This window comes from Palleronia salina (genome assembly GCF_900141995.1).
Lineage (GTDB): Bacteria > Pseudomonadota > Alphaproteobacteria > Rhodobacterales > Rhodobacteraceae > Palleronia > Palleronia salina.
This window is the reverse complement of the sequence record NZ_FQZA01000003.1, coordinates 60,938-85,061: the sequence shown is the minus strand read 5'-3', so window position 1 is coordinate 85,061 and position 24,124 is coordinate 60,938. Positions and strand designations below refer to the sequence as shown.

At 67.8% G+C, this 24,124-nt stretch carries 21 protein-coding genes; 8 read left to right on the top strand and 13 right to left on the bottom strand.

Features of this window, described 5'->3' with window-relative positions:
* Window positions 1-26: 26 nt before the first annotated feature.
* The 5 genes from phnD to BUB76_RS05710 form a co-directional block, all read right to left on the bottom strand.
* Entirely contained in the window at window positions 27-977 is a 951-nt protein-coding gene (gene phnD / locus BUB76_RS05730) for a phosphate/phosphite/phosphonate ABC transporter substrate-binding protein (RefSeq protein WP_073127719.1), read from the bottom strand.
* A gap of 200 nt (window positions 978-1,177) precedes the next feature.
* Entirely contained in the window at window positions 1,178-2,416 is a 1,239-nt protein-coding gene (locus BUB76_RS05725) for a lytic murein transglycosylase (protein WP_073127717.1), read from the bottom strand.
* An 80-nt stretch (window positions 2,417-2,496) separates the two neighbouring features.
* Window positions 2,497-4,788 carry a TRAP transporter permease gene (locus tag BUB76_RS05720; protein WP_073127715.1) on the bottom strand — a complete coding sequence of 764 codons (2,292 nt, stop codon included), beginning with the start codon at window positions 4,786-4,788 and terminating at the stop codon, window positions 2,497-2,499.
* 107 nt (window positions 4,789-4,895) lie between these two features.
* Window positions 4,896-5,894, bottom strand: coding sequence for a TAXI family TRAP transporter solute-binding subunit (locus BUB76_RS05715; RefSeq protein ID WP_073127713.1), 999 nt, complete (start codon window positions 5,892-5,894; stop codon window positions 4,896-4,898).
* A 347-nt stretch (window positions 5,895-6,241) separates the two neighbouring features.
* A complete protein-coding gene (locus tag BUB76_RS05710) occupies window positions 6,242-7,603 on the bottom strand; it encodes an aminotransferase-like domain-containing protein (RefSeq protein WP_073127711.1) in 1,362 nt (453 codons plus the stop codon).
* A gap of 258 nt (window positions 7,604-7,861) precedes the next feature.
* Here BUB76_RS05710 and BUB76_RS05705 point away from each other — a divergent pair, with 258 nt between their 5' ends.
* From BUB76_RS05705 to BUB76_RS05675, 7 genes are read left to right on the top strand one after another with little or no spacing between them, the layout of a single operon-like run.
* Window positions 7,862-8,344, top strand: coding sequence for an MSMEG_0572/Sll0783 family nitrogen starvation response protein (locus BUB76_RS05705; RefSeq protein WP_073127709.1), 483 nt, complete (start codon window positions 7,862-7,864; stop codon window positions 8,342-8,344).
* A gap of 55 nt (window positions 8,345-8,399) precedes the next feature.
* Window positions 8,400-9,365 (top strand): Nit6803 family nitrilase, encoded by a 966-nt coding sequence (locus BUB76_RS05700; protein WP_073127707.1) that lies wholly within the window; start codon window positions 8,400-8,402, stop codon window positions 9,363-9,365.
* Window positions 9,366-9,369: 4 nt separating this feature from the next.
* Window positions 9,370-10,488: an MSMEG_0568 family radical SAM protein gene (locus BUB76_RS05695; RefSeq protein ID WP_073127705.1), complete on the top strand. Its 1,119-nt coding sequence runs from the start codon at window positions 9,370-9,372 to the stop codon at window positions 10,486-10,488.
* Window positions 10,485-11,030, top strand: a complete 546-nt coding sequence (locus BUB76_RS05690) for an MSMEG_0567/Sll0786 family nitrogen starvation N-acetyltransferase (protein WP_073127703.1) — start codon at window positions 10,485-10,487, stop codon at window positions 11,028-11,030. Before BUB76_RS05695 ends, BUB76_RS05690 begins: the two co-directional genes overlap by 4 nt.
* Entirely contained in the window at window positions 11,027-12,004 is a 978-nt protein-coding gene (locus tag BUB76_RS05685; RefSeq protein WP_073127700.1) for a sll0787 family AIR synthase-like protein, read from the top strand. The genes BUB76_RS05690 and BUB76_RS05685 overlap by 4 nt, the downstream gene beginning before the upstream one ends.
* Window positions 11,997-12,275 (top strand): MSMEG_0570 family nitrogen starvation response protein, encoded by a 279-nt coding sequence (locus tag BUB76_RS05680; protein WP_073127698.1) that lies wholly within the window; start codon window positions 11,997-11,999, stop codon window positions 12,273-12,275. Before BUB76_RS05685 ends, BUB76_RS05680 begins: the two co-directional genes overlap by 8 nt.
* Entirely contained in the window at window positions 12,257-13,546 is a 1,290-nt protein-coding gene (locus BUB76_RS05675) for an MSMEG_0569 family flavin-dependent oxidoreductase (protein WP_073127696.1), read from the top strand. Before BUB76_RS05680 ends, BUB76_RS05675 begins: the two co-directional genes overlap by 19 nt.
* A 49-nt stretch (window positions 13,547-13,595) precedes the next feature.
* Here BUB76_RS05675 and gyrB read toward each other — a convergent pair whose 3' ends face one another.
* From gyrB to mutM, 8 genes are all read right to left on the bottom strand, one after another.
* The gene (gyrB, locus tag BUB76_RS05670; protein WP_073127694.1) at window positions 13,596-16,013 is read right to left on the bottom strand and encodes a DNA topoisomerase (ATP-hydrolyzing) subunit B; all 2,418 of its coding nucleotides are present in this window, start codon (window positions 16,011-16,013) and stop codon (window positions 13,596-13,598) included.
* Between the two features lie 78 nt (window positions 16,014-16,091).
* Window positions 16,092-16,712: a LysE family translocator gene (locus BUB76_RS05665; protein WP_073127692.1), complete on the bottom strand. Its 621-nt coding sequence runs from the start codon at window positions 16,710-16,712 to the stop codon at window positions 16,092-16,094.
* A 38-nt stretch (window positions 16,713-16,750) separates the two neighbouring features.
* Window positions 16,751-17,833 carry a DNA replication/repair protein RecF gene (gene recF / locus BUB76_RS05660; RefSeq protein ID WP_073127690.1) on the bottom strand — a complete coding sequence of 361 codons (1,083 nt, stop codon included), beginning with the start codon at window positions 17,831-17,833 and terminating at the stop codon, window positions 16,751-16,753.
* A 79-nt stretch (window positions 17,834-17,912) separates the two neighbouring features.
* Window positions 17,913-19,031, bottom strand: coding sequence for a DNA polymerase III subunit beta (gene dnaN, locus BUB76_RS05655; RefSeq protein WP_073127688.1), 1,119 nt, complete (start codon window positions 19,029-19,031; stop codon window positions 17,913-17,915).
* A gap of 168 nt (window positions 19,032-19,199) precedes the next feature.
* Window positions 19,200-20,627 (bottom strand): chromosomal replication initiator protein DnaA, encoded by a 1,428-nt coding sequence (dnaA, locus tag BUB76_RS05650; protein WP_073127687.1) that lies wholly within the window; start codon window positions 20,625-20,627, stop codon window positions 19,200-19,202.
* Window positions 20,628-21,159: 532 nt separating this feature from the next.
* Window positions 21,160-21,423: a 30S ribosomal protein S20 gene (gene rpsT / locus BUB76_RS05645; protein ID WP_073127684.1), complete on the bottom strand. Its 264-nt coding sequence runs from the start codon at window positions 21,421-21,423 to the stop codon at window positions 21,160-21,162.
* Between the two features lie 168 nt (window positions 21,424-21,591).
* Entirely contained in the window at window positions 21,592-22,368 is a 777-nt protein-coding gene (locus tag BUB76_RS05640; protein ID WP_073127682.1) for an enoyl-CoA hydratase, read from the bottom strand.
* 63 nt (window positions 22,369-22,431) lie between these two features.
* Entirely contained in the window at window positions 22,432-23,283 is an 852-nt protein-coding gene (mutM, locus tag BUB76_RS05635; protein WP_073127680.1) for a bifunctional DNA-formamidopyrimidine glycosylase/DNA-(apurinic or apyrimidinic site) lyase, read from the bottom strand.
* A gap of 82 nt (window positions 23,284-23,365) precedes the next feature.
* Between mutM and ubiE the strand changes: the two genes are divergently transcribed.
* Complete coding sequence (gene ubiE / locus BUB76_RS05630; RefSeq protein ID WP_073127678.1) at window positions 23,366-24,121, top strand: bifunctional demethylmenaquinone methyltransferase/2-methoxy-6-polyprenyl-1,4-benzoquinol methylase UbiE; 756 nt, start codon at window positions 23,366-23,368, stop codon at window positions 24,119-24,121.
* The last annotated feature ends 3 nt before the right edge of the window (window positions 24,122-24,124 follow it).

The window sequence follows — 24,124 nt, the reverse complement described above, 5'->3', positions numbered from 1 at the left end:
CGTCCCTGTTTGACATGTGTCGTGGCTCAGTTGCAGTCGTAGGAGACGCCGTTGGCCTCGTCGATGGTGCGGATCACTTCCCAGTTTTCCTGGAAGGTGATCTCGATGAACTTGTCCTCGCCGTTGCGACCGAATTCCTCGGCCAGCGCGGTGCCTTCCCAGTCGTAGGTGAAAAACGCCTCGCGGATGGCGTCCTGCAACTCGGGCGTCAGGTTGTAGACGGTGCCGTAGGCCGTGGTCGGGAAGGTCTGCGACTGGTACACGACCTCGATCTGGTCGGGCGTGACCACTTCGCGGTCCAGCATCCGGTCCTTGACCGAGTTGGCGATCGACGCGGCGATGTAGTCCTGGTTCGCCACGCCGAGGATCGACGCGTCATGCGCGCCCGAGAACGCGGTCTCGAAATCCTCGCCCGCGACCAGACCGAACTCGGCCTTGAGGATCGCCGACGGCGCCTTGAAGCCCGAGTTCGACGTCTCCGAGGTGAAGGCCAGCGACTTGCCCTCGAGGTCGGCGACCTCGCTGATGCCGGAGCCGGGATAGGTGATGATTTCCATCTCGTAACCGAAGGACCCGTCCTCGGCCGCCATCATGGCGAAGGGACGGAAGCCCGCGCAGGCCACGGCCAGCGGGTTCGACCCGGTGTTGAAGCCCGCCACGTGCAGGCGGCCGGCGCGCATCGCCTCGATCTGGGCGGCGTTCGAATTGACCGGGAAGAACTGCACGTTCTTGCCGGTGACCTCGGACATGTGGTCCAGGAAACCCTGCCAGACCTCGGCGTAGACGGCCGGATCCTCGACCGGGGTATAGGCGAAGATCAGCGTGCTCGGGTCGAGCAGCTCGGACTCGTCGGTCGGAATGTCGGCGATCAGGTCGCCGTCCTCGTCGGAGTAGCGGTCGCCCAGCTGGAACTCGGCATGGGCCGGCACGGCGGTCATCAGGGCGGCGATGGCGGCGAATGTGGTGATGGTCTTCATGTGTCTCCCCAGACTTGGTGTGTGGCGGCCTTCTAGGGGCGGATTGCAACGGGCAGATGACACTGCCTGCGACATTCGCCGGACCTTGGGCCCGAGCCTACGCCGCGAATTGTCCGAGTGGCAATCATTTGGGCAGGTCCGCAGGCCGTCTGCCGCGAAAAAGGGCCACGCGGAAATTCCAGCCCGGTGCAGACCGCGGATCACCGCGCCAGGGCGCGCACCAGCCCGGCATCCGGGAAACAGGTGGGCGCACGGCCGTTCGCCTGCTGCCACGCCCCGATGGAGCGGCGCGTCTTGAACCCCGCCAGACCGTCGGCGCCGCCCACGTCGTGGCCCAGCGCCTCGAGCCCGCGCTGCATCGCCGCCACGTCCGAGCGCATGAGCCCCCCGACATCGCCCCAGCGCCCGGTGAAGTCGCCGACGCCATAGGCGATCCGGTCGCCCACGTGCCCCACGAACAGCGCGTAGAGGTCGCTGTTGTTGTAATCCTTCAGCACGTAGAAATTCGGGGTGACGATGAAGGCCGGGCCGTACCGGCCCGCCGGCATCAGAAGCGATCCGGGCTGGCGCAGCTCGTGGTCCGGGAAGGGCCGGCCCGACACGCGGGTGACCCCGGCGGCCACCCAGTCGGCGATGGGCCGCGCCCGGTCGGGCCCCTCCAGCGCGCAGGAGACCGCATCGGGCACCCGCACCTCGAAGCCCCAGTCGCGGCCCGCCTGCCAGCCGTGCCGCGCAAGGTAGTTGCCGATGGACGCGATGGTGTCGGCCTCGGACCGCCAGATATCCGCCCGCCCGTCGCCATTGCCGTCCGCGGCATACTCAAGAAAGTTCGACGGCATGAATTGCGGCTGGCCCAGCGCGCCGGCCCAGCTGCTTTTCATGGCACCCGGCGGCGCGTGCCCCGCCTCGGCGATGCGCAGGGCGGCCAGCAATTCGCCGGTGAAATACTCCGCGCGGCGCGACATGAAGCCCTTGGTTCCCAGCACCCGGAAAGCGTCGTGGGGGATGTCCACGCGACCATAGCCCGACTCGCGCCCCCAGATGCCCAGGATGATATGTCCCGGCACGCCCGTGGCGCGCGTCACCGCGGCCAGCGTATTGGCATGGGTGCGCGCCATCTGCCGCCCGACCGAGGTCGCGCCATCGACGGACCCGCGGTTGAAATAGCGTCCGGGGTTGCCGAACTCGGCCTGACGCTGTCGGCGCGGGCCGGTCGTGCTGCCCGGCGGCACCAGGTCGGGCAGGTCCCAGTCCAGCCGCACGCCGCCGAAGGCGCTTTGAAACGTCTCACGCGACACGCCGGCGCGCCGGGCGGCGGGCCAGATAGTGTCGGACAGCCACGACTGGAATTGCCGCTCGACCGCGGCGCGGTCCTGGGCCACCGCCGGCGCGACGAGGGTGAGGCCCATCAGGGCGGCGGCAAGGATCTGGCGGAACATGGCGAACCTTCAGCGAAACGGAACAGGGCGCAACCCTAGGTCGCGCCCCGTCCTCGCTCAACCCCCGGCAGGATCGGCGCTCAGTCTGCGCCGCGCACCCCGATCTGCGCGTCCGGCGCGGGCGAGAAGACCCGCTGCGCCAGGAAAACCGCGACCGCCGCGCCCACGCCGATCAGGTCGGTCACGATGCCGCCCTCGATCATGAACAGTGCCGCCACGACAAGCCCCGCCCGCAGGAACCACGGCGGGCGCGACCCCAGGAACCATCCCTGGACCCCGGCGCTCAGCAGGAAGACCCCGAAGACCGCGGTGGCGCCCGCGCGCAGCACCTCGATCGCGCCGCCATCCATCAGAAGCGCGCTGTTGTAGAAGAACATGAAGGGCACGATGAACGCCGCGATGCCGATCTTGAAGGACGCGACCGAGGTCGACATGGGGTTCGCCCCCGATATCCCCGCCGCCGCGTAACTGGCCAGCGCCACGGGCGGCGTGATGGCCGAGACGACGGCGAAGTAGAAGACGAAGAAATGCGCCGTCAGCTGCGGGATCCCGATCTCGACCAGGCCCGGCGCGACCACCGACGCGGCCACGGCATAGGCCGCGGTCGTCGGCATCCCCATTCCCAGCAGGATTGCGATGCACATGGCGAACATCAGCGCCAGAAGCTGGCTGAGCCCGGCCAGGTTCAGCAGCAGCGCCGAGAAACGCGCGCCGATCCCGGTCAGGCTGATGACGCCAACGATGATGCCCGCAGCCGCACAGACCGCGATGATCTGGATTGACATGAGCCCACCAAGCTCGAACGCCCGGAAGATCGCGCGCGGCCCCATGCGGACCGGCGTCAGCCAACTGACGACGGCGGCGGCGATGGTGGCCAGCGTGCCCGCCCGGATCACCGAGTAGCCCATGAACAGCGCGGCGATCAGGATGATGATCGGCACGAACAGGTAGACCCGCTTAACCATCGCCTTGAGGCGCGGCAGCTCGTCCTCGCGCATCCCGCGCATGCCCAGCTTGGCGGCCTCGAAATCGACCATGAAATAGATCGACACGAAATACAGGACCGCCGGGATGATCGCGGCGAAGGCGATCTCGGTGTAGGGGATGCCGGTGATCTCGGCCATGATGAACGCGCCCGCGCCCATGATCGGCGGCATGATCTGCCCGCCGGTCGAGGCGCCGGCCTCGATCGCGCCGGCGGTTTCCTTCTTGTAGCCCACCTTCTTCATCAGCGGGATCGTCAGGCTGCCGGTGGCGACCACGTTGCCCGCGCTGGTGCCGTTGATCATCCCCATGAGGCCGGACGCGAAGATCGCGACCTTCGCCGGGCCGCCCCGCGCGCGCCCGGCGGCGGCGAAGGCGAAGTTGATAAAGTAATCACCGACCTTCGACGCCTGCAGGAAGGCGGCGAAGATGATGAACAGGATGATGTAGGTCGAGCTGACCGCCGTGGTCGGCCCGAGGATGCCCGCATCGGAATAGACGTGCCCGAAGAACCGCTGCCAGGTGTAGGCGGACTGCACCGCGAGGATGCCGGGCATCAGGTGCGCGGTAAAGGTGTAGATCAGGAAGATCCCGGCGATGATGACCAGCGCCAGGCCCGCGACCCGGCGGGTCAGTTCGAGGATGAGGGCCGATCCGGCGGTGGCGGCGAAGGCCACGCCGATGGGCACGAAGGACGTCCCGACCGAGTTGCGCGCGGCGGTCGAGTAGATCGGGATCAGGTACATCGCGACCACGACGCCGCACAGGCCCATGACGATGTCCGAAGTGGCGACGCGCCCGCGCGGCTGCCGTTCGAACCAGCCCAGGGCGATGCCGCCGAAGGTGGCGATCAGCAGCGGGATGCCGAAGCCCCAGACCTCCTGCGCGAAGATCTCGGTGCCGGGGAACGCGGCCCATGTGGTCAGGCCGCCCATCTCGGGCAACTCGCCGCTGTTCATCAGGAGGATGAACTGCAGCACCGTCCAGACGGACACGACCAGCGGGATGAACAGCACGTATCCCGCAAGGCTCAGCGTGCGGGTCGGCGCGGTCTCGCCCTCGTCGGGGAACCGGTGCGCGGCGAAGAACAGGAAGCCCAGGACCAGCGCACCCGCGATGTGCACGATGCGGAAATTCCAGGTTTCGAGCGGGAATTGCGGCAGGAACGGCAGCTCGATCCCCGTGTAGTCCGAGATCGAAACGCCGTTCAGCGCGGCCATGTGGAACGCCGCGTAGAGCGCGGCCACGACGGCGGCGAAAACGGCGAGATTGCCCGAGAAATCGCGGCGATTGGGTTCGACCGGTTCTTCGTCGACGCCTTCGGCGAAGACGGGTTCGAGAACCTCGTCGATTTCCTCGGCCCGGCCGGTTTCGCTCGATTGGGACATGCGCCTTCTCCCCTTCAGGTCATGCCGGGGGGCCATCGAGGCCCCCGATACTATAACGCCGCGCCCCTCTCGGGGCACGGCGCGATCCTAGCGACGTATCCGTCTTTTTACATGTTCGAGTAGATCATGTCCTCGGAAATATCCGCATCGGCGTTTTCCATGAACCACTCGGCCGCACCGGGATGCCATTTCATCACGGTGTTCTTGTCCCAGTTCTCGGGCAGCGTCGACGAAGCCGCGCGGTGGATGTTCACCATCCGCTCGTTATCCGACATGACCACGTCCACGACCGCCTTCACGAAGCTGGCGGGCAGGTCGCAGTTGGCGATGGCGAAGTTCCACATGGACACCGAGCGCGCGGGCTCTTCCAGCGTGGTGTAGGTGTCGGCCGCGATCTCGAACTGCGACACTGGGAAGGCATCCAGGATGGCCTGCTGCTCTTCCTCGGTGAACTCGATGATGTTCACGTCGGTCTGCACTTCCAGCTGGCTGACCGCCGGAACCGGCACGCCCGCCGCGAAGGCGATCACGTCCAGAAGGCCGTCCTGCAGCTGGCCGCCCAGGTCGGACCAGCCGCCGTTGCGACGCTCGAAGTCGACGCCCAGCTCTTCCATCATGCGCGGGAAGTAGGTGTCCGAGGTCGAGCCAGCGGGGCCGAACCCGATCCGCGCGCCTTCGGGGATGTCCGAGATCGACTCGATGCCCGACGACGACAGCGCGGTCACGCTGAAGGGCGTCTGGTACATCGGGAACATGGCGCAGGCATTGGTCATCTGCAGGCCCGGCGCGATGGGGTTGGTGCCTTCCAGCGATTCCGCCGCGGGGCCCATGGTGGTCATGCCGAACTGCGCCTCGCCGGTGTGGACCAGCGCCATGTTCTGCATCGGGCCGCCGGTGACTTCGCCGCCGCCGGTCAGGCCCAGCTCTTCGGCGACCAGGTTGGCCCAGCCCGAGCCGTAGGCGAAGTAGGTGCCGCCTTGCGAGGCGGTGCCGACGGTGAAGCTTTCGGGCCAGCCTTCACGGTTCTCGTGCTCGGCGGCGAAGGCGGTGGTTGCCGTCAGGCTCAGCCCGATCGCGGCGACCTTGATCACGTTCGCAGTTGTCATGTCTTCTCCCTTGGTTCTTCCGGTCAGTCCCGTTCCCGCTTCGGCGTGTTCGATGCCGTGGCGACACACGGGCAGGACGATTTGCGGCAGGTCCGTTGGCGGCCCGCCATGCAGACGCAAGAAATGGGCCAAACGCGGAACATGGCAAGAGATTCGCAGCATGATTGCGCCACCAATGGCGCCTACGAGCCGAAAATTGCGCGTGACAGATGTGACGAACGGACGCCGCCCAACCCGTAGTTGCCCGAATGGACATCGCGAAAATCGTCTCGGGGCCCCCTCCCGGGCGAAAACGGGGGCGGTTGCAATCAGCCGGCCGACCGCTGCGGCGCGCCAGTGTCGTCGCCCTAGAACGGGCTCGACGTGACATAGGCCAGAAGACCCAGCGAATCCCGCAGATCCTTGCGCGAGACCTGGCCGCCGAGGCAGACCCGAAGGCTTTCGCAAGGCGCGCCGGAAACGGTGAACGCGTCCGACGGCATGATCCCCAGGCCCGTCCCGGCCATGCGGCCGATCACCGCGGCACGGCCGTGTCCGGGCGGCAGCCTCAGCCAGATGTTGAAGGCGTGCGGATGCGACTCGTAGGTCGATTGCGCCAGCACCTGCGCGGCGATTTCCTGCCGCGCCGCGGTTTCCTCGCGGATGAACCGCCGGATCCGGTCGGCCGTCCCGTCGGTGATCCAGCGCGTCGCCAGCGCCATATTCAGGGGCGACGGCATGACCGAGATGACCTTCAGGTGATGGGCCAGCTCGCGCGCGGCGTGGCTGTTGGGGGCGACGGTATAGGCCAGCCTCAGCCCCGCCCCGATGCACTTGGCCAGCCCGCCGATATGCCACACCAGGTCGGGCGCGAAGCTCGCCAGCGGCGCGGGCGGGCTGGGCGGAATGAACCCGTAGGCGTCATCCTCGATCAGCGGCAGCTTGTGGGCGATGATGACCTCGGCGATCCGTTCGCGCCGCGCGCGCGAGATCGTTCGCGTCGTCGGGTTCTGCAGCGTCGGGTTGAGGTAGAGCGCCTTGGGCGCGTGCCGCCGGATCGCGTCGTCCAGCGCATCGGGCTCGATCCCCTCGGCGTCCATGGGCAGGCCGACGAGCGTCAGGCCCAGCCGTCCGGCGATCCCGCGAAGCCCGGGATAGGTCACCGCCTCGCACAGGATCGTGTCCCCCGGCCGGGTCAGCCCCATGAGGATGGCCAGCATCGTCGGATGAGCCCCGGGCGTGACCGCGATCCGGTCCAGCGACGGCACCAGCCCGCGCAGCGACAACCATGTCGACGCGGCATCCTTGTCGATCTGCCCGCCGGTCGCGGACTGGTAGCGCAGCAGGTTGACGAGGTTGGCGGACACCGTCTGCAACCCCTCCTGCATCCGTTCCAGCAGGGCCGGATCCTGCGGCTCGGGCGGCAGGTTCATGGTCAGGTCCACGTCCGACCGGCGCCGCGCCTCGGGCTGCTCGGGCGCGTCGGCCGGACGGGCGACGAAGGTGCCGCGGCCGACATGGCTGCTGATGAGACCGCGCCGGCGCGCCTCGGCATACCCACGGGAAACAGTTGTGAAATCGATGCCCAGCCGATCGGCTAGCCGCCGCTGCGGCGGCAGGCGGTCGCCGACACTCAACGTGCCGTCGGACACACCTTCTGCGATCGCGTCCGCAAGCTGAAGGTAACGGGCGGCGCCGTCGGCGCGCAATGTGGGGGTCCATGACTGCATACAATCCGCATACAATCGATTCGCGGTAGATTGAAGCACTTTGTATGCAGAACCTGCCTCACGAGATCGCCGCTCGTGCATACACCGCACATCCTTTGAGCGAAAATGGCTCGGAAGTCTGCGAAGTGAGCAGCCCCGATCGCGCCGGAGATCTTTATTGTATGCATAATTGATTCGTAAATTGATCGCATTCCGGACCGGCGATCAGTCTGAACACGTTCAGACAAAACGCATCAAACCGCCAGCCGGAGGATACCCATGCCCGCAGTCACCATGGACAAGCACAAGGACGGAGACTTCTTCGTCGACTACGAGGACAAGGTCTTCGAGGACGTTCAGGCCGAGGAAGGCCAGAAGGCGCTGGTCACCTTCCACACGGTGGCCTTCGAAGGCTCGATCGGCCTGGTCAACATCCTCAACGCCATCCGGCTGAACCGGAAGGGCTTCGAGACTTCGATCCTGCTCTACGGCCCCGGCGTGACGCTGGGCATCCAGCGCGGCTTTCCCACGCTGGGCGACGCGGCCTTCCCCGGCCACCAGAACTTCGCCGACAATCTCAAGAAATTCATGTCCGAGGGCGGCAAGGTCTATGCCTGCCGCTTCGCGCTCCAGGCGCTTTACGGCCACGGCGAGCCATCGCTGCTGGACGGCATCATCCCCATCGCGCCGCAGGACGTGCTGGATCTCAAGCTGATCCACGTTCGCGACAATGCCGTGATCGTCGACACCTGGACGGTCTGAGCCCATCCGCCGGGGCCGGACCGGCCCCGGCGCCCGCAGGTTGATCGGAGCATCCATGCCCCGCCACGTCAAAGCCGCCGCCGTTCAGATCGCCCCCGACCTGGCAAGCCGGGACAAGACGCTGGCGCGCGTGCTCGACGCCATCGACGAGGCGGCCGGGAACGGCGCCGACCTTGTCGTGTTCCCCGAGACCTTCGTGCCGTTCTACCCCTACTTTTCCTTCGTCCTGCCGCCGGTGCAGCAGGGCAAGCCGCATCTTCATCTCTACGAACAGGCCGTCACGGTCCCCTCGGACGACACGCGGCGCGTCGCGGAACGCTGCGCGCATCACGGTGTCGTCGTGGTGCTGGGCGTGAACGAGCGCGACCACGGATCGCTCTACAACGCGCAGCTGATCTTCGACGCCAACGGCACCCTCCTGCTCAAGCGGCGCAAGATCACGCCGACCTACCACGAGCGGATGATCTGGGGCCAGGGCGACGGGTCGGGGCTGCAAGTGGTGGAGACCCGCGTGGGCCGTGTCGGCGCGCTGGCCTGCTGGGAGCACTACAACCCCCTGGCCCGCTACGCGCTGATGACCCAGCACGAGGAGATCCACGTCGCGCAGTTCCCCGGCAGCCTGGTCGGCCCGGTCTTCGCCGAGCAGATCGAGGTCACCATGCGGCACCACGCGCTGGAGTCCGGCTGCTTCGTGGTCAACGCCACCGGCTGGCTGACCGAGGACCAGATCGCGTCGGTGACCCCCGACGAAAGCCTGCGCAAGGGTCTGCGCGGCGGGTGCATGACCTGCATCATCACGCCCGAGGGCCGCCACGCCGCCCCGCCCCTGACCGAGGGCGAAGGCATCCTTTACGCCGACCTGGACCTGTCGCTGGTGACCAAGCGCAAGCGGATGATGGACAGCGTCGGCCACTATGCCCGGCCCGAGCTTCTGTCGCTGCGCCACGACCCCGCCCCGATCGCCACGCGGCACCTGGCCGCGCCCGAAACCCCGTTCGAGCCCATCCCGCTGGAGGACTGACCCCATGAGCCAGACAGGTTCCGTCATCACCGATCTTCAGACCCGCGGCATGCGCATGATCGACCCGCGCGCCGGCGCCGACAGCCGCCGCGGCGGGGCCGGGCCGACCGACCACAAGGCCGTCACCATCGACGGGATCACGGTGATGATCCCGGTGCACACCCATGCCGCGTTCGACAGCCCCTACGTCGTCGATGCGCCCGATGCCGACGGCCACGCGCGGGTGACCAAGGACGGCGCCTTTTTCGCCCGCGTGAGCTTTCCGAAGCGGGCCAGCTTCCTCGACCTCGAAACCGCCGACGGCATTCCTTACGGCCACATCGCGCAGCTGCACTCCAAGGACGTGCTGGCGACCACGGTGCTGCAGACCTGCATCCGCTACGAAAGCCGCAAGAAGACCTGCAAGTTCTGCGCCATCGGTCAAAGCCTCGCCGCCGGGCGCACCATCGCCCACAAGACGCCGGCCCAGCTGGCCGAGGTGGCCAGCGCCGCCGTCCGGCTGGACGGGGTCAAGCACATGGTGATGACCACCGGCACGCCCGCCGGCAAGGATCGCGGCGCCCGGGTGCTGGCCGACAGCGCCGAGGCCATCCGCGCCGCCGTCGACCTGCCGCTGCAAGGCCAGTGCGAGCCACCCGACGACGACGCCTGGCACCGCCGCATGAAGGACGCCGGTATCGACAGTCTCGGCATGCATCTCGAGGTCGTGACGCCCGAGCTGCGGGCCGAGATCATGCCCGGCAAGGCGCAGGTGCCATTGGAGAAATACTTCGACAGTTTCGCCGCCGCGGTCGAGGTCTTCGGCTGGGGGCAGGTCTCGACCTATATTCTCGCCGGGCTAGGCGACACGGCCGAGGCGATCCTGGATATCTCGGGGCGCCTGACGGCCATGGGCGTCTACCCGTTCGTGGTTCCCTTCGTGCCGGTCTCGGGCACGCCGCTGGAAAGCCACCCGGCCCCGACACCCGCCTTCATGCACAGCGTCCTGCCGCCGCTGGCCCGCATGATCCACGAGAACGGCATGCGGTCCGAGGACATCAAGGCCGGCTGCGGACGATGCGGCGCGTGTTCGGCCCTGTCGGCGTTCGAGAAGTTCGCCCCGCGTGAAAGGATTCCGGCATGATCATCGAGAAACCCGGCGCCTTCGTCACGCCCGAGTTCCTGATCCGCCAGGCCACCCTGCCGTGGGAGATCGGCGGCGCGGCGTCGCTGCGGCACCGCACTTTCGTGACGGAACAGGGAATCTTCCCGACCCACGACCGCGACGAGGTCGACAAGATCGCCCTGCCGCTGGTCGCGATCTCGACCATGGCGTCCGAGGCGGACGAGGTCGTGGGCACCGTGCGCATCCATGAAACCGACCCGCAGGTGTGGTGGGGCTCGCGCCTGGCCGTGGCCCCCGGATACCGCCGGGTCGGACGGTTGGGGGCCGAGCTGATCCGGCTCGCCGTCGGCACCGCCCACGCGCGTGGCTGCAAGCTGTTCCTGGCATACGTCCAGATGCAGAACGTGCCCCTGTTCGAAAAGCTGCACTGGACCGGGATGGGCACCCGCGACCTGCACGGTCATCCCCACATGAAGATGCGCGCCGACCTGGCCGCCTATCCGCCGATCGAGGATCCCGCCCGCGGCTGGATGGCCCTGACGAAACAGCGGGCGGCATGACCGGGCTGGCAAACCTGGCCGCCACGCTGGCCGTGCACCCTCACGTGACCGGCAAACGCGACATCGACACGGTCTGCAGCGCGCTGGGCCTGGGGCAGGACACCCCGGGTCGCCCCGGCGACGACGCCGCCGCCCTGCCCGACGGCGACGGCTGGCACCTGCTGGCGACCGAGGGGTTCATGAACGACTTCGTCGCTGACGCGCCATGGTTCGCCGGCTGGTGCGCGGTCATGGTCAACGCCTCGGACATCGCGGCCATGGGCGGGCGCGCCACGGCGCTGACCAATGCGCTCTGGGCGCCCGACGCCGCGACGGCGGCCGAGATCCTCAGGGGCATGGCCGAGGCCAGCGCCGCCTACGGCATCCCGATCGTCGGCGGGCATTCCAACCTGCGGACCGACCGGCCGCAGCTGGCGGCCAGCATGTTCGGGCACGCCAGGGCGCTGATCACCAGCTTCGACGCCCGGCCCGGCGATGTCCTGGTCGCCGCGATCGACCTGCGCGGCAGCTACGCGGGCGACAGCGACAACTTCCCCGCCTTCCTGGGCGTCGACCCCGCGCGGCTGCGCGGCGACCTGGCGCTGCTTCCCGACCTGGCCGAGTCCGGCCTGGTACACGCGGGGAAAGACATCAGCCAGGGCGGCATCGCCGGGACGGCCCTGATGCTGGCCGAGTGCTCGGGCACCGGCATCGAGATCGACGTCGACAAGATCCCGCGCCCCGACGGAACCGCGCTGGATCGCTGGATGACCACCTTCCCGAGCTTCGGCTTCCTCCTGGCGGCCCGGCCCGCGGACGTTCCCGCGGTCCTCGCGCGGTTCGCCGCGCGCGACATCGCCGCGGCGGCCATCGGCCGTGTGAAAGCGGGCAGCACGGTGGCCCTGTGCGACGACACGGTGCGCGCGACGCTCTGGGATCACGGCGCGCGGCGCTACCTCGGTCTTGCCCCGCGGAAGGAGCCCGCCGATGCCTGAAGTCAGGTTCCTCATTCGCTGGCCCGATGGCAGGGAGGAGTCGTGCTATTCCCCGTCGACCAGCATCCACGAACACCTGAGCGCCGGTCAGAGCTATCCGCTGCCCGAGTTCCTCGCGCGCAGCCAGGCCGGGCTGGACCAGGCCGCCCGCCGCGTCGAGGCCAAGTTCGGCTTTCGATGCAGCTCGGCCGACGCGCAGGCCGCGTCGATCCGGGTCCGCGCCGCCGAGTTCTCGCCAGAGGAGACCGTCACATGCCTGTCGATGACGTGAGCCCGCTTCCGAAATCCCGCACCCGGATTCCCGTGGTCATCGTCGGGGCGGGCCAGGCGGGGCTGTCGGCGTCGTGGTACCTGTGCCGCGCCGGGGTCGCGCATGTCGTGCTGGAACGTCACACGCGCTTTCACGCCTGGAAAAACCAGCGCTGGGACAGTTTCTGCCTCGTCACGCCGAACTGGCAATGCCGCCTGCCCGGGTTTCCCTACGCGGGCGACGATCCCGACGGCTTCATGCCGAAGGACGAGATCGTGGACTACGTCGAAGCCTTCGCCGACAGCTTCGACGCCCCCCTGCGCGAAAGTGTCACCGTCACCCGCGTGGAGCGCACCGAAGACGGGCGCTTCGACGTGGACAGCGATGGCGGCCACTGGTCCGCCGCGCACGTGATCGTGGCCTCGGGCGGCTACGAACGCCCCGTCACGCCACCTTTCGCCGCGGATCTCGCCCCCTCCATAGCTCAGATTCACACCCGGGATTATCGGCGGCCCGCGGACATACCGGCGGGCAGATGCCTGGTGGTCGGCACCGGCCAGTCCGGCGTCCAGTTGATGGAAGACCTTCGCATCGCGGGACGCGACGTGGCGCTGGCCGTCGGACCCGCCCCGCGTAGCCCGCGGATGTATCGCGGCCGCGACGCGACCGACTGGCTCTACGAGATGGGGTATTACGAGCGCACCATCGCGGACCAGCCCGACCCCAAGGCGACCGAGGCCAAGACCAACCACTACATGTCCGGCCGCGACGGCGGGCACGAGATCGACCTGCGCAAGTTCGCGCGCGACGGCCTTCAGCTTTACGGCTCGGTCACCGGCATGGACGGGACCACGATCACCTTCGCGCCCGACCTCGAACGGAACCTGGACGATGCGGACGCGAGCTACCTGGGCATCCGCAAGATGATCGACGCCTATATCGACGACAACGGCATCGACGCCCCGCCCGAGCCGCCGTTCGAAAAGGTCTGGCGCCCCGAGACCGAGATAACAAAGATCGACGCCGAAGCGGAAGGCATCACCTCGATCCTGTGGTGCATCGGGTTCCGGCCGGATTACGGCTGGTTGCGGGTCGAATGCCTGGACGAGACCGGGCGCCCGATCCACCGGCGCGGGGTGTGCGACGTGGACGGCATCTATTTCCTCGGGCTCGGCTGGCTGCACACCTGGGGCTCGGGCCGTTTCCTGGCCGTCGGCGATGACGCCGAGCACGTGACGGCCTGCATCCTGGGACGCCTGGGCGAAGACACGCACGGCCAGCGCTTCGGCTGACGCGGCCCCGCGGGCCAGGCGTCCTGCGGGACCGCGCGCCTAAACCGTGTCAGGTGTCCAGGTTCTCCACCGACAGCGCGTTCGAGCGGATGAAATCGCGCCGCGGCTCCACCACGTCGCCCATGAGCTTGGTGAAGATGTCGTCGGCCTCGGCCACGTCCTCGATCTTGACCTGCAGCAGCGTCCGGGCCTCGGAATCCAGCGTGGTTTCCCACAGCTGGTCCGGGTTCATCTCGCCCAGGCCCTTGTAGCGTTGCAGCGTCAGCCCGCGCTCACCCTCGTCGGTGATGGCGTCCAGCAGGTCCAGCGGACCGTGAATCAGCTGCTCGCGTTCCTTGCGCACCAGCTTGGCGGGGTCGCGGTAGACGCCCTGCAACGCGCCGGTCTGCTCGCCCAGCCGCCGCGCCTCGGACGACCGAAGGACGGCGCCGTCCAGCGTGCGGATCTCTTCGACGCCGCGCAGGACCCGCGCCAGGCGGATGCCGTGGTCCTGGGTGATCCGCCCCTGCCAGCCGGTCTCGTATTCCATCGCGACCTGGTCCAGCCGCGCGGCCACGCGGTCCGCGGTGCCCTGCAGGTCGGCATCCGCCTGGCCCGGGGCGAAGGCGCCCGCGATGGCGGCCTGTTCGAGGATCTTCATCGGGTAGTGGGTCGGGAAAGCCTGCAGGATGCGGCGCACCGTGCGCGCCTCTTCCACCACGCGCAGCAGGTCGTTGCCCGCGATCTCCTGCCCGTCCTTCAGGCGCAGAACGGCGCCGTCGACGCCCTGCTGGATCAGGTAATCCTCGAGGCTGGCCTCGTCCTTCAGGTACACTTCGGACTTGCCGCGCATCACCTTGTAGAGCGGCGGCTGCGCGATATAGAGATACCCTTTCTCAATGATTTCAGGCATCTGCCGGAAGAAGAACGTCAGCAGCAGCGTGCGGATATGGGCGCCGTCCACGTCCGCGTCCGTCATGATGATGATCTTGTGATAGCGGATCTTGTCGATGTCGAACTCGTCGCGGCCGATGCCGGTGCCGAGGGCCGTGATGAGCGTCCCGATCTCTTGGCTGCCCAGCATCCGGTCGAAGCGCGCGCGCTCGACGTTCAGGATCTTGCCCCTCAGCGGGAGAACCGCCTGGTTGAACCGCGCGCGGCCCTGCTTGGCCGAGCCGCCGGCGCTGTCGCCCTCGACCAGGAAGACTTCGCGCTGGGCGGGATCCTTCACCTGGCAATCCGCCAGCTTGCCGGGCAGCGACGCCACGTCGAAGGACGACTTCTTGCGCGTCATCTCGCGGGCCTTGCGCGCCGCCTCGCGCGCCAGCGCCGCCTCGACGATCTTGGTGACGATATTGCGGGCCTCGTTCGGGTTCTCCTCGAACCACTCCGCCAGCTTCTCGTTCATCAGTCCCTCGACCGCCGGACGCACCTCGGAGCTCACCAGCTTGTCCTTGGTCTGGCTCGAGAATTTCGGGTCGGGCACCTTCACGCTCAGCACGCAGGTCAGCCCCTCGCGCGCGTCGTCGCCGGTGAAATTGATCTTTTCCTTCCGCGCGATGCCCGAGCTGCCGGCGTAAAGGTTGATCGTCCGCGTCAGCGCGCCCCGGAAACCCGCCAGATGGGTGCCGCCGTCGCGCTGCGGGATGTTGTTGGTGAAGGGCAGCACCATCTCGTTGTAGCTGTCGTTCCACCACATGGCGACTTCGACGGTGATCCCGTCCCGCTCGCCCGAGATGAAGATCGGCTCGGCCATCACCGACTGTTTCGAGCGGTCGAGGTATTTCACGAATTCCCGCACGCCGCCTTCGTAATACAGGTTCGCCTCGCGGTGCTCGGAATGGCGCTCGTCGCGCAGGATGATGCGCACGCCCGAGTTCAGGAAGGCCAGCTCGCGCAGGCGCTTTTCCAGCGTCTCGAAGCTGTATTCCAGGTTGCTGAACGTGTCCGTGGCAGCCAGGAACCGCACCTCGGTGCCCTTGCGGCCCTCGGCGTCGCCCACGACCTCCAGGTGCTTGACGGTCTCGCCCCGCTCGAACCGGGCGTGGTGCTCCTTGCCGTCGCGCCAGATGCGCAGGTCCAGCCAGTCGGACAGGGCGTTCACCACCGATACGCCCACGCCGTGCAGGCCGCCCGACACCTTGTAGGAGTTCTGGTCGAACTTCCCGCCCGCGTGCAGCTGGGTCATGATGACCTCGGCCGCCGATACGCCCTCTTCCTCGTGGATGCCCACCGGGATGCCCCGGCCGTTGTCGCTGACCGAAACGCTATCGTCGGGGTGCAGGATCACCGTCACGGCGTCGGCGTGGCCCGCCAACGCCTCGTCGATGCCGTTGTCGACGACCTCGTAGACCATGTGGTGCAGGCCCGATCCGTCATCGGTGTCGCCGATATACATGCCGGGGCGCTTGCGCACGGCCTCCAGGCCCTTGAGAACCTTGATGGAATCCGCGCCGTATTCTTCCGGCTGAAGGGTCTGTTCGCTCATGTCCGCCTGCACATTTGTTGTCACCGGTTTCTAGTGGTTTTTCACCACCTTGTCACGCGCCGGGCACAATATTTGGTGTTACACGAAGGGGATCGCCAGACCTACGCCGATCAGGAGGATCCCGGCGGTCGTGTTCGTCCGCCGCACCGCGGCGGGCGAGGCCAGGATCGCCCGCACCCGGTCGACGCTGAGCGCGAGGATCAGGTTGCCGACAAGCGGCACGGCGGCCGACAGACCGCAGATCACCACGATGTCCAAAACCGTCAGGGCGCCCAGGTCGAAGAAGCCCGGCAGCATCCCCGCGTAGAACAGGATCGCCTTCGGATTGCCCAGGATCACCGCCAGCCCCGCCAGGAATCCGGCCGTCATCCCCGGTCGCGTCAGGCGGCTGTCGCGTCCGATCTCGGCGTCGCGGTGGCGCAGGATGGCGGCCCCCATGCCGATGAAGACGAGGCAGGCCACCCATTTCAGAAGGTCGAGGAACCCACCGTAGATCGAGACCACCCAGGACACGCCCAGGATGGCGAGCAGCGGCCAAAGCACGTCGCCCACGACCACGCCCAGGGCCAGCGGCCAGGCGGCGTGAAATCCGCCCGACAGCGCGCGCGCCAGCAGCGCCACCCAGACCGGGCCGGGCGTGAGGAACAGGGCGAAAAGCCCCGCGGCGTAAAGAAACAGATCGGTGGGCGACAGCGTCATGGCGCGACCAAGCGCGCGTTACGCGGCGGGCGCAAGCCCTAATGCAGGACCACCCGGCTCTGCCCGTCCTCGTCCCGCACCTCGACCCGCTGGGCCCGGTCACCCAGGTCGTCGAACAGCTCGGGGCCGGTGCCGGTCATGAAGGCCTGCACGCCCAGCGCGCAGATCTCGTCGTAAAGCGCGGCACGCCGTCCGGCATCCAGATGTGCGGCGACCTCGTCCAGAAGGACCAGCGGGGCGTGCCCCGTCTCGGCCCGCAGCGCGCGGCCATTGGCCAGGATCAACGAGATCAGCAGCGCCTTCTGCTCGCCGGTGGAACATTGCGCGGCGGGCACGCCCTTGGCACGGAACACGGCCGTCAGGTCGGCCCGGTGCGGCCCGGTCAGCGTGCGGCCCGCCGCCATGTCGCGCCCGCGCCCCGCCGCCAGCGCCTCGGCCGAGAACGGCGGCGCATCCTCGGGGTCGGCGATCGCCAGGTCCGAGACCGGAAACGCCGTCGCCGCGTCCTCCTGCGCCGCCTGCAACCGCGCGACCGCCATGGCGCGACCCGCGATGATATCGGCGCCCGCCTCGGCCATCCGGGCCTCCAGCGCGGCGTACCAGCCCGCGTCGCGCACCCCGTCCTTCAGCAGCCGGTTCCGCTCGCGCATCGCGCGCTCGTAGGCCAGCGAGACCTCGGCGTGGCCGGGCAGGAAGCTCAGGGTCAACCGGTCCAGGAACCGCCGCCGCCCCTCGGCCCCCTCGATCCAGAGACGGTCCATGCTGGGCTGAAGCCAGGTCATCGGCACCAGCCGCCCCAGCGCCGATTGCGGCGCGGCCTTGCCGTCGACGCGCAGCGATCGCCCCTGCCCCGGCGCCGTGCGGGTGTCGATCTCGTGGGTCTCGGGCCCGCGAACCACCTCGGCGCCCACGCGCCAGCCCAAAGCGGCGGGCCTCTGCGCCATGTCGTCGCCGGTGGCCCGGCGCAGGCCCCGCCCGGGGCTCAGCATCGACACGGCCTCGATCAGGTTGGTCTTGCCCGCGCCGTTCGCCCCGAAAATCGCCAGCGGTCGGCCGTCCAGATCCAAAGCGGTGCGGGAATGGGTGCGGAAATGGGAAAGCTCCAGGCGCGTCACGTGCATGGGTGCGCGCCCCCGGCTTCATCTTTCCGGAAATACCTCCGGGGGGTTTGGGGGGCTGGCCCCCCAAGGCCCATCCGGGTCACACGCGCATCGGCATGACCACGTAGACCGCCGAGGTGTCGTCGCCCTCGCGCATCAGCGTCGGGTCGCCGGCGCTGTTGAACAGGAACACCGCGTTCTCGCGGTCCACCTGGTTGGCGATTTCCTGGAGGTACTTGGCGTTGAACCCGATCTCGAGCCGATCGTCGGAATAGGCGACGACCAGCTCCTCCTCGGCATTGCCCGCGTCGGGCGCGTTGACCGACAGGACCAGACGGTCGTCCTCCAGCTGCATCTTCACCGCGCGCGACCGCTCGCTGCTGACGGTGGCGACCCGGTCCACCGCGCGGGCGAAATCGCTGGCGTCGACCTCCAGCTTGCGGGCGTTCTGGGTGGGTATGACGCGGGTATAGTCGGGGAAGGTGCCGTCGATGACCTTGGTGGTCAGCGTGATCTCGGGCGTGGCGAAGCGCACTTTGGTTTCGCTGACCGAGACCGAGATCTCGGTGTCGTCGTCGGTCAGAAGCTTGCCCAGCTCGCCCACCGCCTTGCGCGGCACGATGACGCCGGGCATGGTCTCGGCCCCCTCGGGCAGCGGCGCGTCCACGCGCGCCAGGCGGTGGCCATCGGTGGCCACGCAGCGCAGGACCTGCCCGCCCTCGCCATCGGCGACGTGCATGTAGACGCCGTTCAGGTAGTACCGAGTCTCCTCGGTCGAGATGGCGAATTTCGACTTATCGAACAGGCGGCGCAGCACCGGGGCCGGCGCGGTGAAATTGGCGGCGTACTCGGCGGTGGCCATGACCGGGAAGTCCTGGCGCGGCAGGGTGGCCAGCGCAAAGTTCGACCGCCCTGCCTCGACCGCCAGCCGCCCCGAGGCACCGTCGTCGGTCAGGTTCACCAGCGCGCCGTCGGGCAGCTTGCGGACGATGTCGTGGAAGGTCACGGCGTTCACGGTGGTTGCGCCCGCCCGCTCGACCTTCGCCGGGGCGTGATCGACCACCTCGATATCCAGGTCGGTGGCGCGGAACGTGACGGTGTCGCCCTCGGCCTCGATCAGCACGTTGGCGAGGATCGGGATGGTGTTGCGCCGCTCGACCACCGATTGGGCCCGGGCCACGGCGCGCAGCAGGGCGCCACGCTCGATGCTGGTTTTCATGTCACGCTCCCACGTCAAGGCGACACCCATGTGCCGGGACGGTCACGCTAGCCGAAACAGGCCGCGATGCAACGGGAAAGGCACGAAAAAACCGGCCCCTGTGGCCCGATTGCTAAGCTCGCGGCGCGGGTGGGGCGGCGGCACGGCGCAAACCGCCCGACCCGCGGTTCAGCGGTTGCCCAGCGCCCGCATGAGAAGGGTCAGATCCTCCTCAATCTGGACGTCGTCCTGGCGCAGGTCCTCGATCCGGCGGACACCGTGCATGATCGTGGTGTGATCGCGGCCGCCGAAACGCTTGGCGATGTCGGGCAGCGAGCGTTCGGTCATCACCTTCGACAGGTACATGGCGATCTGGCGCGGGCGGGCGTAGACCCGGTTGCGCTTGGGGCCCAGCAGGTCCGACAGGCGGATGTTGAAATGGTCGGCCACGGTGCGCTGGATCTCGTCGATGGTCACGCGCTTTTCCGAGCTGCGCAGCACGTCGCGCAGGCATTCCTGCGCCAGCGGCACGTCCACGACGCGGTCCATGAAGGCGCCGTGGGCGAACAGCCGGGTCAGCGCCCCCTCGAGCTCGCGCACGTTGGACGAGATGCGGTGGGCCAGGAACTCCAGCACGCCGTCGTCGAAGGTCACGCCGGCGAACTCGGGCGAGAATTGCTCGACCTTCTGCTGCAGGATGCCCAGGCGCAGCTCGTACGAGGTGGGGTGCAGGTCCACCACCAGCCCCGACTGCAGGCGCGACACGATGCGCTGGCTCATGCCCTCGATGTCGCCGGGCGCGGTGTCGGCGGACAGGATCACCTGCTTTCGCTGGTCGATCAGCGCGTTGAACGTGTGGAAGAATTCTTCCTGGGTGCTGTCCTTGCCGGCGATGAACTGCAGGTCGTCGACCATCAACACGTCGACCGAGCGGAACAGCTCCTTGAAGTTCATCATCTGCTTGTCGCGCAGGGCCTGCACGAACTGGTACATGAACTTCTCGGCCGACAGGTAGAGCACGCGCAGGTCCGGCCGCTTGGCGCGTAGCTCCCAGGCGATGGCGTGCATCAGGTGGGTCTTCCCCAGACCGACGGTCGAATACATGAAGAGCGGGTTGAACGACACCACGCCCCCGGCGGCGACGCGGCGGGCGGCCGCGTGGGCCAGCTCGTTCGGCTTGCCGACCACGAAGTTGTCGAAGGTGAAACGTTCGTCCAGCGGCGCGCCCTGGTCGGACAGCGGGGCGCGGGTGCCCGCGTCCGCACGGGCCGCGACCTGCGCGGCCGGCGCCGGCACCGTGGGCTCGGGCTTGGGGCGCTGCGCGGGCTGCGGGGCGGCGGCGCGGGGTTTGGGGCGGGCTTCGACGTTGGCCGGGCGCTGAACGTTGAAGGCCAGGCGGCGCACGTCCTGCCCGGTCTGGGCATGAACCTCCTGCAGGATCGAGTCGCGGAAATAGCGATCGACCCAGTTACCCATGAAGTTGGAAGGGACCCCGAACGTCAGAACGCCGTCCGACAGGCTGTCGAACTGCAGCGGATCGATCCACGCGACGAAGTTGTTCCGCCCGACCTTGCCTTCAAGCCGCTCACACACACGCGCCCAAATCTCGTGAGTCATTTCCAATCTTTCTGTCCCTGTTGCCGTACCCATGCCCCCGCGGGCCTCTGCCTTGCCATGCACGCAGGGGTTGAAGGGCGATGGCAACAAACGACAACCGGCCAGAGCCGGCAATCTGCCACGCTTCGGAAACAAATCAGCCAACGCGCCATCCGGCGCGAGACACCACTGCTCGTTCCTTACTTGGACATGAAACCGTTCCGAAAACGCTCGCCGCGCAGGGCCCAGAGGGCAGCACACACATCCTGCATCGGCGATTTTCTCCGGTTCGGTGGGGTTCGGGTCCTAATTTTTCTTTCGGACCTACCGGCACTAGGCCGCCCCATGTCCCCCCAATCGTGAATCGCATGACGAAGTTAGACCGCGGCTTCACACTCCCGCAACGACACAATCTGGATTGACTCGCGCTTTCGTGAGCCCGAATCTCGTAGCCCTTTGAAACACCGTGGAAACCGGTTCACACACACGCATAGAACGAAAAAAGCACGCCGCGGCGTGCTTTCTTGGTCGTGGCATTTTCGCAAGTTGCCGCTTATCCGAGCGCCTTCACGCGGGCGGACAGGCGCGACATTTTACGCGCGGCGGTGTTCTTGTGGAACACGCCCTTGGAGACGCCACGCATCAGTTCCGGCTGGGCCGAGCGCAGGGCGGTGGCGGCCGCGTCCTGGTCGCCCGAGGCGATCGCCTCTTCGACGCGACGCAGATACGTGCGGATGCGCGAACGGCGGGCTTTGTTGATCAGGGCGCGGGTCTGGTTCTGACGGGCGCGCTTCTTGGATTGCGGCGTATTGGCCATTGTATCGGATCCTTATCGGGTCATCAGCATGTCTTGGCGCACGGAAGACTCCGACCCCGAGTGCTTCAGGCAACCGGGCAATCCGACCAGGGCGGGTCTCACGCGCATGTGGCGGGGCGCATACACCAGCGCGCGGCGCTTGTGAACCCCCGACGCGCGATCGCCGCCTCAGCGGTCGCGGAACTGCGCCTCGCGCTTCTCCAAGAAGGCGGCCATGCCCTCGCTCTGGTCGTTGGTGGCGAACAGCGACTGGAACAGGCGGCGTTCGTGGAGGATCCCCTCGGCCAGCGTCGTCTCGTAGCTGCGGTTGACCGCCTCCTTGCAGGCGACGACGCTCAGCTGCGACTTCTCGGTGATCTTCTGGGCCGCCGCCATGGCGGTCTCCATCAGCTTCTTGGCGGGCACCACGCGGCTGACCAGCCCGGCACGCTCGGCCTCCTCGGCATCCATGAACCGCCCGGTCAGGTGCATCTCCATGGACTTGGACTTGCCCACCAGCCGTGTCAGGCGCTGCGTGCCGCCAAGGCCCGCGATGACGCCCAGGTTGATCTCGGGCTGGCCGAACTTGGCGGTGTCGGCGGCGATGATGAAATCGCAGACCATGGCCAGCTCGCAGCCACCGCCCAGCGCGTATCCCGCCACGGCGGCGATGATCGGCTTGCGGCACTGTTCAAGCGGCGTGAAGCTGTCGCCGAACAGGTTGTCGCTATAGACGTCGACGAAGGATTTCTCGGCCATCTCCTTGATGTCGGCCCCGGCCGCGAACGCCTTTTCCGACCCGGTGATGACGATGCAGCGCACCTTCTCGTTCTGGTCGGCTTCGCGGACCGCCTGGCCAAGCTCGCCCAGAAGCGCGCTGTTCAGCGCGTTCATCGCATCCGGCCGGTTCAGCCGGATCAGCGCGACATGGTCTTCGATCTCGACGATGATGGACTTGAACGCCATTGAGATGGCCCCTCATTGTTTCATCAGATCAGCAGCCTTAACAGCGCCCGCCGGGCGGTCAAACTATCTTTGACACACCGGACAATGAAATGTGGAGCGCCCGGACTGCACGATCCGGCGCACCGTGCCGTCGCATCCGTCGGTCACGCAGGGGCACCCTTCGCGGTCGTAGACGCGGAACGTGTGCTGGAAATAGCCCAGCGCGCCGTCGGCCTGGCGGTAGTCGCGCAACGATGATCCGCCCGCCGCGATGGCGTCGTCCAGCACGCGCCGGATGACCGGCACCAGCCGCCGCACCCGCGCCGCCGCGATCCGCCCCGCGCGCCGCGTGGGCGCGATGCCGGCGCGGTGCAGCGCCTCGCAGACATAGATGTTGCCCAGGCCCGCCACGATCCGCTGATCCAGCAGCGCCGCCTTCACCGGCGTCGCCTTGCCCCGGAACGCGCGGACCAGGTGATCCTCGTCGAAGGTGTTGCCCAGCGGCTCGGGTCCCAGCTTGGCCAGCAGCCGGTGGTCCTCCAGCCGGTCGGTCGCCACCAGGTCCATGGCCCCGAAGCGGCGCGGGTCGTTGAAGACGACGCGCCCCCCGTGATCCATGTGGAAAATCACGTGGTCGTGCTGCGCCAGCCGCCCGGTCTCGTGGTGAAAGACCCCCACCGGCGCGTCCTCGACCACCATGCGGCCCGACATGCCCAGATGCACGATCAGCGTCTCGCCCCGGTTCAGGTGCAGCAGCAGGTATTTCGACCGCCGCCCCAGCGCGTCGATTCGCGCGCCCGTCAGCCGCTCGGCCATCCGTTCGGGGAACGGCCAGCGCAGGTCGGGGCGGCGGATCTCGGCGCGCGCGATCACCCGGCCCTCGAGGGCGGGCGTCAGGCCGCGGCGCACGGTCTCGACTTCGGGCAATTCGGGCATCGGTGCTTTCCGATTTCGGGCGGGTCGTTATATCGAGGCCGTCGGGCTATATGGCAATACGGAACCACGAAGGGCGCAACTGATGAGCGACGGACGCGACGACAGCACCACCCATTTCGGCTACCAGACCGTGCCAGAATCGGAAAAGGCGGGCCGGGTGCACGGCGTCTTTTCCTCGGTGGCGTCGAAATACGACGTGATGAACGACGTCATGTCCGTGGGCATTCACCGCCTCTGGAAGGACGCCATGATGGACTGGCTGGCGCCCCGGCCCGGCCAGCGGCTTCTGGACGTGGCGGGCGGCACAGGCGACATCGCGTTCCGCTTCCTCGGCCGTGCGCCGGGCGCAAGCGCCGTGGTGCTGGACCTGACCGAGCCCATGCTGGTCGAGGGGCGCAAGCGCGCCGAAGCCGAGGCGCTGGGTGACAAGCTCGACTGGGTGGTGGGCGACGCCATGGCGCTGCCCTTCGACGACAACAGCTTTGACACCTACACGATCAGCTTCGGCATCCGGAACGTCACCCGCATCCCCGATGCGCTGTCCGAGGCGTTCCGCGTCCTCAAGCCGGGCGGGCGGCTGATGGTGCTGGAGTTCAGCCAGATCCCCAACGACATGATGCAGCGGATCTACGATCTCTATTCCTTCAACATCATCCCGCGCATGGGGCAGGTCATCGCCGGCGATCGGGACAGCTATCAGTACCTGGTCGAATCGATCCGCCGTTTCCCCGATCAGGAAACCTTCGCCAACATGATCGGCGACGCGGGGTTCGAGCAGGTGCGCTATCGCAACCTGTCCATGGGTATCGCGGCGCTTCACTCCGGCTGGAAGCTCTAGGAC